General features: G+C 39.8%; 12 protein-coding genes and 1 rRNA gene. 10 read left to right on the top strand and 3 right to left on the bottom strand.

The annotated features are described in order from the left end of the window. The first annotated feature begins 53 nt into the window (after positions 1-53). The 5 genes from CBM15_RS10105 to nikC all read left to right on the top strand — a co-directional run bounded on the left by CBM15_RS10105 (position 54) and on the right by nikC (position 5,696). Positions 54-1,073, top strand: coding sequence for an ABC transporter ATP-binding protein (locus tag CBM15_RS10105; RefSeq protein ID WP_008405730.1), 1,020 nt, complete (start codon positions 54-56; stop codon positions 1,071-1,073). Next, entirely contained in the window at positions 1,048-2,025 is a 978-nt protein-coding gene (locus CBM15_RS10100) for an ABC transporter ATP-binding protein (protein WP_087617401.1), read from the top strand. The genes CBM15_RS10105 and CBM15_RS10100 overlap by 26 nt, the downstream gene beginning before the upstream one ends. A 32-nt stretch (positions 2,026-2,057) precedes the next feature. Continuing rightward, a complete protein-coding gene (locus CBM15_RS10095) occupies positions 2,058-3,701 on the top strand; it encodes an ABC transporter substrate-binding protein (RefSeq protein WP_008405734.1) in 1,644 nt (547 codons plus the stop codon). 83 nt (positions 3,702-3,784) lie between these two features. Beyond that, positions 3,785-4,789, top strand: coding sequence for an ABC transporter permease (locus CBM15_RS10090; RefSeq protein ID WP_087617400.1), 1,005 nt, complete (start codon positions 3,785-3,787; stop codon positions 4,787-4,789). A gap of 16 nt (positions 4,790-4,805) precedes the next feature. Then, complete coding sequence (gene nikC / locus CBM15_RS10085; protein WP_087617399.1) at positions 4,806-5,696, top strand: nickel transporter permease; 891 nt, start codon at positions 4,806-4,808, stop codon at positions 5,694-5,696. A gap of 37 nt (positions 5,697-5,733) precedes the next feature. On the opposite strand, the gene CBM15_RS10080 is transcribed toward nikC, so the two are convergent. Next, entirely contained in the window at positions 5,734-6,828 is a 1,095-nt protein-coding gene (locus tag CBM15_RS10080; RefSeq protein ID WP_087617398.1) for an FUSC family protein, read from the bottom strand. Positions 6,829-6,896: 68 nt separating this feature from the next. Then, entirely contained in the window at positions 6,897-8,183 is a 1,287-nt protein-coding gene (locus CBM15_RS10075) for a glutamate-1-semialdehyde 2,1-aminomutase (RefSeq protein ID WP_087617397.1), read from the bottom strand. Between the two features lie 134 nt (positions 8,184-8,317). On the opposite strand from CBM15_RS10075, the gene bcp reads away from it, so the two are divergent. The 3 genes from bcp (at position 8,318) to perR (ending at position 10,380) form a co-directional block, all read left to right on the top strand. Continuing rightward, positions 8,318-8,785 carry a thioredoxin-dependent thiol peroxidase gene (bcp, locus tag CBM15_RS10070; protein ID WP_087617396.1) on the top strand — a complete coding sequence of 156 codons (468 nt, stop codon included), beginning with the start codon at positions 8,318-8,320 and terminating at the stop codon, positions 8,783-8,785. Positions 8,786-8,809: 24 nt separating this feature from the next. Further along, on the top strand, positions 8,810-9,757 hold the full coding sequence (locus tag CBM15_RS10065; protein ID WP_087617395.1) for a D-2-hydroxyacid dehydrogenase: 948 nt from the start codon (positions 8,810-8,812) through the stop codon (positions 9,755-9,757). Positions 9,758-9,933: 176 nt separating this feature from the next. Then, positions 9,934-10,380, top strand: coding sequence for a peroxide-responsive transcriptional repressor PerR (perR, locus tag CBM15_RS10060; RefSeq protein ID WP_014822720.1), 447 nt, complete (start codon positions 9,934-9,936; stop codon positions 10,378-10,380). A 93-nt stretch (positions 10,381-10,473) separates the two neighbouring features. On the opposite strand, the gene CBM15_RS10055 is transcribed toward perR, so the two are convergent. Further along, positions 10,474-10,815 (bottom strand): YgzB family protein, encoded by a 342-nt coding sequence (locus CBM15_RS10055; RefSeq protein WP_008405748.1) that lies wholly within the window; start codon positions 10,813-10,815, stop codon positions 10,474-10,476. Between the two features lie 292 nt (positions 10,816-11,107). Between CBM15_RS10055 and CBM15_RS10050 the strand changes: the two genes are divergently transcribed. Continuing rightward, positions 11,108-12,001 (top strand): nucleotidyltransferase-like protein, encoded by an 894-nt coding sequence (locus tag CBM15_RS10050; RefSeq protein ID WP_087617394.1) that lies wholly within the window; start codon positions 11,108-11,110, stop codon positions 11,999-12,001. 343 nt (positions 12,002-12,344) lie between these two features. Further along, positions 12,345-12,441 (top strand): 16S ribosomal RNA (locus CBM15_RS10045); the annotation flags it as partial.

The following is a 12,441-nucleotide window of genomic DNA, read 5'->3' as shown; positions in this document are numbered from 1 at the left end:
TATAATATCATATTTTCAAATACTTTTAATCTTCAGAAAACTGAGGTGTTTAAATGAGTCGAAAAGCTGTGCTTGAAGTGAGAGAGTTAGAAACGACATTTTTTTCAGACAGTGGAAAGGTTGCAGCTGTCGATCGGATAAGCTTTTCAATTCATGAAGGGGAAATTCTCGCTATCGTAGGGGAATCTGGCTGTGGTAAAAGTGTTACTTCCCTCTCTATTATGGGGCTGGTACCGAGTCCTCCCGGAAAAATAACAAATGGAGAAATTTTATTGAAAGGGCAAGACATTTCGAAGCTTTCAGATAAGCAAATGCGCAAAATTCGAGGCAATGAAATCGCGATGATCTTCCAGGAACCGATGACTTCGCTAAATCCTTTGTTTACAATCGGGAATCAATTGATCGAAGCAATCCGAATCCACCATCCAAAATGGTCGAAAAAAGAAGCAAGTGCACGAGCGGTGGAAATCATGAAGTTGGTCGGCTTGCCGCGCGCGGAACAGTTGCTTAAAGATTATCCTCATCAGCTATCAGGAGGAATGCGGCAACGTGTAATGATTGCAATGGCCCTTGTATGTAATCCAAAAGTGCTTATCGCCGATGAACCGACAACAGCCCTCGATGTTACAATCCAAGCCCAAATATTAAAGTTAATGCGGGATTTAAATGAAAGGCTGAACACTGCTGTTTTACTCATTACACATGATTTAGGTGTTGTTGCGGAAACCTGTGAGCGCGTCATTGTCATGTACGCAGGACAAATCGTTGAAGAAGCGCCGGTCAATGAAATATTTAAAAACCCGCAGCATCCTTATACAAAAGGACTCATCCAGTCTGTACCCGATATGCGTTATAAAAAGGATACGCTTTATTCAATTCCTGGGAATGTTCCGAAACCGGGTTCCATTTTGGAAGGCTGCCGTTTTGCAGCACGATGTGAATACGCATTCGACCGTTGTTTAACAAATAATCCTCCGCTATATGAATCATCCGGTACACATAAAGCAAGATGTTTCTTATTGGATATGGAAGAAGGGGGAGTTACACATGTCGAAAGTGCTGCTGAAAGTTGACAACCTAAAAAAATATTTCCCGATCCGGCATGGGATGTTTGCACGGCATGTCGGTGATGTAAAGGCGGTCGATGATATATCGTTTGAGCTTTATGAAGGGGAAACATTAGGCATTGTCGGAGAATCCGGCTGCGGGAAATCTACTACTGGCCGGGCGATTATGAGATTGCATGAACCTACAGATGGCCGGGTGACATTTGATGGCATTGAGCTCACTGAGTTAAACAGCGAGCAAATGCGAAAAGTTCGACGAGAGATTCAAATGGTATTTCAGGACCCGTACGCCTCATTAAATCCAAGACATACAGTTGAAAAAATTTTAGAGGAACCGTTAATTGTCCACGGAATTGGGAATGCGAAGGAACGAAAAAAGAAAGTCCATGAATACTTGGAAATCGTCGGTTTAAGCTCCTATCATGCGAAGCGCTATCCTCACCAGTTTAGCGGCGGACAAAGACAGCGAATCGGTATCGCTAGAGCATTAATGACAAATCCAAAATTAATTATTGCAGATGAACCGGTATCTGCACTGGACGTATCCATTCAAGCGCAAGTTTTAAATTTAATGCAACGATTGCAGGAAGATTTAAAACTGACATATATATTTATTGCCCATGATTTAGGGGTTGTGCGACATATTAGTGACCGGGTAGGCGTGATGTACTTAGGCAGGCTTGTCGAAATTGCGGAAAGCGAATTATTATATCATGAGCCATTACATCCTTATACACAAGCGCTACTATCGGCTGTACCGATTCCGGATCCGCAGTTTGAGCGGGAACAGCTGTTGCTGAAGGGTGATATTCCGAGCCCGTCAAACCCGCCGACAGGGTGCACATTCCATACACGCTGTCCTTTTGCGATGGATAAGTGCAAACAGGTAATTCCGATGCTACAGCAAGTTAAACCAGGTCATTCTGTTGCGTGTCATTTATATGAAACGCCGCAATGATAATAGATTAAAAAGTCTAGGGGGTTTTTTTATTGAGGAAAGGTAAATTGTATTTGGTAAGTCTAATGATGCTATTAATAATGTCATTATTTTTAGCTGCTTGTGGTGCTGACGATGCAGAAACGTCATCATCAGAAACAAATAACGATTCAAGTACAAATACAGACAGCAATACGACAGACAATTCAAGTTCTTCAACACCTCAAGTATTAGTATTTGGTCGTGGAGCAGATTCTGTTTCACTTGATCCAGGTATCGTAACAGATGGCGAATCGTTTAAAGTTACACAAAACGTATTTGAAACATTACTAAACTTCGGGGAGCAAGATACAACAATCAACCCTGGACTGGCAAAAGAATGGGAAGTAAGTGAAGATGGTTTAACTTACACATTCCAGCTTCAAGAAGGCGTCAAATTCCATGACGGCACAGACTTCAATGCAGACGCGGTTATTAAAAATATCAATCGCTGGAAAGGTGGAAAAGAGGAAGATTTCTACTATTTCAACTCTATGTTTAAAGCAGAGGGCGAAGATATTATTAAAGATGTAACGGCAGAAGGGGATCATACAGTTGTATTCACACTTTCTCGTCCGCAGGCACCATTCCTTAAAAACTTGGCAATGAGTCCATTCGGAATTGGTTCGCCAACTGCATTTGAAGCAGCAGGCGATAAATTCGGCGACAATCCTGTAGGTACAGGTCCATTTAAATTTACAGACTGGAAACGTAATGACTCAATCACGATTGAGAAGTTTGAAGACTACTGGCAAGAAGGTTTACCGAAATTAGATAAAGTTATCTTCCGTTCAATTCCGGATAACTCTGCTCGTTTAAATGAATTAATGGCAGGCAATATCGATTTAGCTGATGGTATTAACCCTTCAGACGGTAAAACAGTGGAAGGTGATTCTACTTTACAACTGATTGAACGTCCATCAATGAACATTGGTTATTTAGGTTTGACGAATACACGCGCACCGTTTGATAACAAACTGGTACGTCAAGCAGTTAACTATGCAATCGATAAACAGGCGATTGTTGATGCGTTCTTTGAAGGACGTGCAGAAGTGGCGGCAAACCCGATGCCATCTTCAATTAGCGGTTACAATGATGCAATTTCTCCATATCCGTATGATCCGGAAAAAGCGAAATCTTTATTAGCTGAAGCGGGCTATGACGGAAAAGAAATTGAGTTATGGGCAATGCCAGTTCCTCGTCCATATATGCCGGACGGAGCGAAAGTGGCGGAAGTTATTCAGAAAAACTTAGAAGATGTTGGAATCCCATCGAAAATCGTTACTTTTGAATGGGCAACATATTTAGAAAAAGCGAAAAACGGTGAAGCAGATGCATTCATGCTTGGCTGGACTGGTGACAATGGAGATGCTGACAACTTCATTTATACATTATTAGACAAAGATAATATCGGTTCAAACAACTATGCATTCTATTCAAATGAAGAAGTGCATGAGCTATTAATTCAGGCGCAGTCGGAAACAGATGAAAATGTGCGTAATGAGTTATACAAAAAAGCACAGGAAATCATTCATGATGATGCTCCATGGGTTCCGCTTGCTCACTCTACACCGTTATTAGCAGCAAAAGCAGGTGTAAAGGACTTCAAGCCTCATCCAACAGGTTCTGATAAATTGGATAAAGTTTCAATGGAGTAATAGAGAATTCTTTGAAAGGGGAGGAATATTCCTCTCCTTTTTTCAACTAGTAGAACCATACATTCATAAAAGGGGTGAAGAGCATGCTTCACTACATTGGCAAACGTCTACTGCATTTAATTCCTGTATTACTTGGAATGACTTTTTTAGTATTTCTTATTATCCGTGCCATTCCCGGGGATCCAGCACAAGTCATTTTAGGACAGCAAGCTACTGCTGATGCAATCGCGGCACTTCGCCTGAAACTGGGTCTTGATAATCCGTGGTATATTCAATATTTCGATTATTTGAAAGGGATTATAACGGGAGATTTGGGAGAGTCATTAAGAACGAGGCAGCCGATCTCTTCTGAAATGTGGCCTTATTTAGCAGCTACATTTGAACTGGCATTTTTCGCGATGATTATCGCAATTATCGTCGGAGTAAATGCAGGGATTATTTCATCATGGTTTCAAAATTCATGGTTTGATTACTTAGCGATGGTGATTGCTTTAATCGGTGTTTCGATGCCGATTTTCTGGTTAGGTTTAATGGAGCAATGGGCATTCGGTATTCAGCTGGGCTGGTTACCGACATCGGGACGGGAAGAAGTGCGGGATCCTGTTTTGGCCATTACCCACTTTTACTTGATTGATACATTATGGCAAGGCCGGTTTGATCAATTTATTGTTGTGTTAAAGCACTTATTATTACCTGGCATTGCACTTGCAACAATTCCGACAGCGATTATTGCACGAATGACAAGAGCCTCTATGTTGGAAGTAATGCGTTCTGATTTTGTTCGTACAGCGCGGGCAAAAGGTCAAAAAATGTTTGTCGTTGTTTATAAGCATGCATTGAAAAATGCGTTGATTCCTGTATTGACAGTTGTCGGCTTACAAACGGGCATGCTGTTAGGCGGTGCCATCTTAACGGAAACGATTTTCAGTTGGCCGGGAATTGGCCGCTATATATACGAAGCGATAGGATTCCGTGATTATCCTGTCATCCAGTCAGGTATTTTAATTGTTGCCTTTTTATTCGTAATGATTAACCTGATTGTTGACCTTTTATATACGGTGATTGATTCGCGCATTAAATACAACTAGAGAGGAGGCGCATAGCATGGCTGAAATTATACAAAATCGAGTTCAGCGAATTGAAGAAGAACGAGTAAAAGGACCATGGCAAGAGGCGTGGACGAATTTCAAGAAAAGTAAGTCTGCGCTGTTCGGCAGTGCAATTGTGTTATTTTTTGTGCTTCTGGCAATATTTGGCCCTTTGTTTGCACCACAAGGTATAAATGAGCAAAATTTAAGTATGCGTCTGCAGCCTCCATCTGCTGATTTCTGGTTTGGAACAGATGATCTAGGTCGTGATATATTTTCGCGAATTTTACATGGGGCGCGTATTTCGTTAACTGTTGGTTTATCGGCCGTGTTAATCTCTGCAGTTGCCGGCAGTTTTTTAGGGATTATTGCAGGCTATTATGGTCGTTGGGTTGATACGATTATTTCGCGAATCTTTGATATTATGCTTGCGTTTCCGAGTATTTTATTGGCGATCGCAATTGTGTCGATTTTAGGCCCATCATTGCAAAATGCATTAATTGCGATTGCGGTTATTAATATACCGAACTTCGGCCGACTGATCCGGTCGCGGGTGCTGAGTATAAAAGAAGAAGAGTATATTCATGCCGCAAAAGCTATCGGTATGAAAAACTCTCGGATATTATGGAAGCATATTTTGCCGAACTCGATGACTCCCGTAATTGTGCAGGGGACACTGGCGATTGCGACAGCGATTATCGAAGCGGCAGCACTCGGGTTTTTAGGACTTGGTGCAGAAGCTCCTCAGCCGGAGTGGGGGAAAATGCTTGCAGATGCGCGGATGTTTTTAATGAACGCACCATGGGCGATGATTTTCCCGGGACTGGCGATTATGCTCACAGTAATCGGATTTAACCTAATGGGTGACGGATTACGGGATGCACTTGATCCGAAGATGAAAAGTTAAAAAGAAGGTGTGCGAAATATGCACACCTTCTTTTTATTTAATAAAACTCTGATTCCAAATCGAGATTTTTTTCTTCGCTGTGGAAGCTGCGATAGGAAACTATCAATGTATCAAGATGTTCCAGGTTTTCTTCGTAATCTAAAATCCGCGATAAAATATAAAGCAGATGATAGCTTGAAAACTGTTCATCTTCAGCAGCCTCTTCTTGAGCAAGGGCGATTTGTTTAATAAACTGCTCCATTAGTTCACTACCTTGCAGATACTCTTCGTGACGTGTCCATTTCGAATGTTCTGGCCTAAGCTTCCCAGTATACTTCAATAACAGTTGTTCATGATAGGTTAACAAGAAGTCTAAACGTTCTTGAATAATTACTTGAAATTTACTTGGTAACTTTCCAAGCTCATTTTCATGTTTGTGTAAACGAACGAGCAGCTCATAGCTTTTTTTCGATGTTAGTAACATTTGACGATAAATAACAAGCTTTCGGGCTTTCACAAACTTCCGGTTTCTGAAATAGCTGCGTTCTTCTTTGAAAAACCCATACATTGTATCAATTTCATTGAGACGGGACTGCAATTTGTTTACCGCCATTTTCGTTGAAGTATGTTCACTAGCCTGGCGAACGGCCAAACGTGTCCAGCGAATGATATCATCCTGGACAGAGTTAATCATTTTAAATAATTTTATTTCGTATTTAGGCGGTACAAATAACATATTGACAACGAAAGCAGCAAAAACACCCAACATAACAGTACTGAATCGGATCAGACCAAACATTAGAAAATCATCGCCCGGTACTTCCATAATGGCAATCATCGTTACGAGTGCCAATGAAATGGATTTTTCGAGCTTTAACTTCATCATAATACCAAGGACGACAATAGCGGCAATACCGACAGCCACTATATGATGTCCGAAGATGAGACCGAATAGGACAGCGACGGAAGCACCAATAATATTCCCCTGTATTTGCTCTAAAATTGTAAGATAAGAGCGGTAAATAGAAGGCTGGATTGCGAATACAGCAGCAATTGCAGCAAACACAGGTGAAGGTACATTCAGTATTTGAGCTAAAAATAAGGCGAAAACGATTGCAACACCCGTTTTTAAAACGCGTGCACCTAGTTTCATGTTCTTTTCCTCCTTTCTGAGGGAGTCAATGAAGAGAAGCCGCTATAAAAGTATAGCGGCAGTTGTTATTATAGTTGAGAAAATGCGTAATCTACTGCTTTTAACGTTTCTTCCACGTCTGCTTCTGTATGTTCTGTCGTTAAGAACCATGCTTCATATTTTGATGGGGCTAAGTTGATGCCTTGAGATAGCATTAATTTAAAGAAGCGACCGAACTTTTCACCGTCCGTATTTTCCGCTTGCTCATAGTTTTCCACTTTTACATCAGTAAAGTAAATAGCGAACGCCCCTTTTAAACGGTTTAATGTAATCGTAACATTATGTTTTTTGGCAGCAGCTAAAATACCTTCTTCTAGAAGAGCACCTAAACGATCCATTTCTTCATAAATCCCTGGTTGCTGTAACACTTCAAGACATGCAATCCCTGCTTGCATACTTGCAGGATTTCCGGCCATTGTACCTGCCTGATATGCAGGACCTAGTGGAGCAACTGTTTCCATTACTTCTTTACGACCACCGTATGCACCGATTGGCAGGCCACCGCCGATTACTTTCCCCATTGCGACTAAGTCCGGAGTTAAGCCGAGCATTGTATGTGCTGCCCCGTAGTGGAAACGGAAAGCTGTGATAACTTCATCGTGGATTGTTAAGGCACCATACTCTTTTGCCAATGCATGTACATGTTCCAAAAATCCTTTATGCGGTTCAACAATTCCAAAGTTGCCAACGATTGGCTCGATTAAAATACCTGCCACATCGTTGCCCCATTTTTCCATAGCTAATGTGAATTGTTCCTGATTGTTAAAAGGAACTGTAATTACTTCCGTAGCGACAGCATGAGGAACACCGGCAGAGTCAGGCGAACCTAATGTAGCTGGACCTGATCCTGCAGCAACAAGTACTTGGTCGAAGTGACCGTGATAGCAACCGGCAAATTTAATGATCTTTGTACGGCCTGTAAATGCGCGTGCTACACGGACACATGTCATCACGGCTTCTGTACCGGAATTGTTGAAACGTACTTTATCCAATGTAGGAATTGCTTCTTTTAACATTTTTGCAAATTTGATTTCATGCTCTGTCGGTGTACCGAATAATACACCTGTTTCTGCGGCATGGGCGATAGCTTTTGCGATATGTGGATGACCATGACCTGTAACAATCGGTCCGTATGCTGCTAAATAATCGATGTAACGATTACCGTCCACATCCCAAAAGTATGCTCCTTTACCGCGGACCATGACAACAGGTGCGCCGCCGCCTACTGCTTTATAAGAACGGGATGGACTATTTACCCCGCCAACGATATGTTCGAGTGCTTCTGCATGAAGCTGTTCAGATTTAGTATGATTCATAATTTATTCCTCCAAAATAGGTTACATGAAATGATTTCATATCTATTGTAGTATGTAATGATAGGGAACGCCAAAGAAATTGAAGCAACGGGCATTGTTTTGTATCATAGAAGAAAATTTTGGAGGGAAAAGACATGACATTAGAAAAAGTACAAGCACCAGAATTTACATTGCAAAACGAGGAGGGGAAATTGATTTCGCTGGAAGACTATAAAGGCAAAAATGTTATTCTCTATTTTTACCCGAAAGATTTAACACCGGGCTGTACAACACAGGCTTGCGACTTCCGCGATAAATATGAGGACTTTTCAGAATTGAATGCTGTAATTTTAGGTGTGAGTTTGGATGATGCAGCGAAACATACCAAGTTTATTGAAAAGCACGGATTACCGTTTTCGTTATTAGTGGATGAGAACCATGAAGTTGCGGAGAAATATGGTGTATGGACATTGAAGAAAAACTTCGGAAAAGAATATATGGGCATTGAGCGTACAACGTTTTTAATTAATGAAGAGGGTATTGTTGAAAAAGAGTGGCGAAAAGTAAGGGTGAAAAACCATATTGAAGATGTGTTAAACTATTTAAAAAATCGCACAAAATAATATGTGCACAAAGGGGAATTACTGATGGTAACGATTTATTTTACATTTGAACCGCGTGAGGATCTAAAACAGCCGCTTCTGGCGGAGTTTCCTCAAGCAGATTTTTTATTTGATAAGAAACTGGATGTGGAGAAACTTGCTCAATCAGAAATTTTAGTAACCTATGGGGAAGACTTAAAGGAAGAGCATTTGCAGCATGCAGACAAATTGCAATGGATTTTTGTAGCATCTGCAGGAATCGAAAAGATGCCGGCAGAAGCAATCGCGAAACGTAATATACTCGTTTCGAATGTGCGAGGGATACATAAGAAGCCGATGACTGAGTCAATTTTAGCTCATATTTTATCTTTGAAACGTGTATTGCCGTTTATTTACGAGCAACAGCAGAAGAAAGAATGGAATAAAAAGGCGCGTCCGACAGAGTTAAATGGAAGTACAGCCTTAATTATTGGTCCGGGTGCAATCGGTGGTGAAGTAGGACGGATTCTGCAGGCATTTGATGTTCATACAATTGGCTGTAACCGTTCAGGCAAAGAAGCGCCGTATATGAATGAGACGTATAAGCTGGATGATTTAAAAGAGCAGCTACCAAAAGCGGATATTATTCTCTCCATGCTGCCATCTACAAAGGAAACGAAGCATATGCTGACTCGAGAGCATTTTGAACTGATGAAGAGTTCTGCTATCTTTATGAATTTCGGGCGGGGAGACTTAGTAGAAACAGATACACTTGTCGGTGTTTTGCGAGACAAGCTAATTGAGCATGCTGTATTGGACGTATATGAAATTGAGCCATTACCGGCAGATAGCCCGCTATGGGACTTGAACAATGTTACACTTTCACCGCATTTTTCTAGTCATTCATCGCGTTACTTAGAGCGCAGTCTCGATATTTTTAAACCAAGCCTGAAAAAATGGCTGAACGGGGAACGTGATCTAGAAAATAAGATGAATATTTTAAGAGGGTACTAATTGAGAATACTATATGAAAGAATAAGCCTTTAATCGCTTTCATTTTCAATTAGCCTTTCTATCAAATACTTTTATTTCGATTGGAATAAGCAATTGTTGACAATGCATGGACAAATTCGCTACACTAATTATAACAATTACTAATTAATAATATGTATGAAAAGGGGTGCATGACGATGTCTGAATTGCATTTGAAGGATGCGCTGGACACGTTAAAGACTACTGGTGTACGAATTACTCCTCAGCGTCATGCGATTTTGGAATATTTAATTCAAAGTATGATTCACCCAACAGCTGATGATATATACAAGGCGCTTTGCGATAAGTTTCCTAATATGAGTGTAGCAACAGTTTATAATAATTTACGTGTCTTTCGTGAAGTAGGTCTAGTAAAAGAGCTTACTTATGGAGATGCAGCGAGTCGTTTCGATTTCGTAACGGGCGACCATTATCACATGATTTGTGATGGCTGCGGTAAAATTGTAGACTTCCACTATCCCGGATTAAATGAAGTGGAGCAGTTTGCTTCGCAAGTAACAGGCTTTCAAGTTAATTCGCACCGTTTAGAAGTCTATGGTACATGTCCTGACTGTATTGCAGTCGGTGCAACAAAAGTTCAATAATAGTTTAACCTAGTAACGGTTGTTGCTAGGTTTTTTTTATGAAAAAACTGGAGCAAAAAGTTTGAAAACTTTTTCTCCAGTATTGCCGAACATTTAATTTTTATTGTACTCTTGATTGAATTCTTTTCCTTCCAATGCAGGATCTAAAGTGAGTGGTTCATTGCAATACATGCAAATATCCACACGACCTAAAACTTTTGTCCATTTCCCGCATTCCGGACAGACCACTTGCACGGCCTTTGTAGACAGCAATCCTATCCAGCCGTATACAGCTGTACTGCCGATTATACAAAGAAGTCCAATTGTCATGAAGATTAATACAAGTATTTGATTATTTTTGAAAAAGATTGCACCATACATAATAACGAAGCCGATGAAAATAAGGGATAATGCAAAAGAGCGGATCTTATTAATTTTACTATTATATTTTTTCATTTCAATTGCCTCCTAATCTAAAATATACTATAACATAAATTGGATATAAATTAGTAGACAGGAAAGAATTAGGTGGCTTTTAAATATCCTGTAATACTATTTAAAAATGTTTAAATGAAGGGTTTTTATAAACGAATGGCGAAAGAAAAAATAACGAGATTTCTATTATTTGATTTAAGGAAATGATGGACTTTCAGCATGGTTGAAAGTTTATCGACGTAACAATAGTTAATTTATCTTATAGCATCTACAATGACAGTATATAGAAGGTAAATTTTATAGGGGGATAACAATGGAACATATTTTAAGACCGATTTATCAGGAACGTGCAAGTCAGCCGGAAACGCTCGGAGTAATATTGATAAACAAGCGTGAAGGTGCTGAGAATATGACCGATACATTTGATTCGGTTCTTTTAATTATTGTAAAAGAAAGTGATAAGCCTATTTATTCGAAACACTATTCTTATGGTGAAGCAAAAATGGTGATGCATATTTTAACGGAGGAACGGTTGCGTAAATGGATTTTCATTGGTTCAAATAAGCGCTTGGTCGATTGGCTTTTCCACGGAAAAGTTATGTTTGACCGCAATGAGTTTCTATATAAGCTGCGTTCTGAATTGCAAGAGTTCCCATTCTTCGGTCGTAAATTAAAAACAGGTATACAGTTTGCCAAGTTAATCCGCCGTTATAAAGAAGGAAAAGAATTATTTGAAGATGGTCATTTTTTAGATGCTTACAATCATGTAGTTGCTTCATTGCATCATTTAGGGAGATTATCAATTATCGATAGTGGGCATTACCCGGAAGTTACAGTATGGGCCCAGGTAAAACGAAATGATCCAGCCATCTATAAATTATATGAAGAATTGATTATGAGTAACGAAAGTCTGGAAAAGCGTCTGGAGTTATTATTTTTAGCTGGCGAGTTTTTAATTAATTCCAGAACTACTGATGGGGCGCAACATATTCTGGAAACAATGCTTGTACAACCTTCGTGGACAATTCAACAGCTGCATGACCATCCAGAGTTAAGTTATTACTCTGTTGACTTGGAAGTGTTCGTTGAATATTTAATTGAAAGAGAGTTAATATTGGTTGAAACGGTTATTGCCAAAAACGAAGCGATATTCCACAGGAACTATTATGTAGACAGACAATATATTGAATCTGAGTATGGGTTATAGTATATTAATCAGAGCGTTTAAAAACGCTCTAAAATTTTTTTATAAAAAGTGTTGACGAAATCAGTGAAAGTATTGTAATATATTAAATGTCGCTAAGACGTACTGGAAAACAACTAAATTACCTTCTCAAATTTCTTAAAAAAACTTTCTCGAAAAAGTTGTTGACAAAAAGAAACAGAGATGTTAAATTAGAGAAGTCGCTAAAACGACATCGAAACAAAATGAACCTTGAAAACTGAACAAGCAACGTTAATGAAACAAGCTTCTTAAATGAAGCAAACAATAGATTCCAACTTCTAACGAAGTTGGATCGCTAGCAAAGCAAATGAGCTTTCAAACTACTTTTATGGAGAGTTTGATCCTGGCTCAGGACGAACGCTGGCGGCGTGCCTAATACATGCAAGTCGAGCGGAAATTTTATTGGTGCTTGCACCTTTAAA

This window comes from Solibacillus kalamii (genome assembly GCF_002174535.1).
GTDB classification, from domain to species: Bacteria; Bacillota; Bacilli; order Bacillales_A; family Planococcaceae; genus Solibacillus; species Solibacillus silvestris.
Note: the sequence above shows the minus strand (reverse complement) of the source record. Positions and strands in the feature narration are given on the sequence as shown.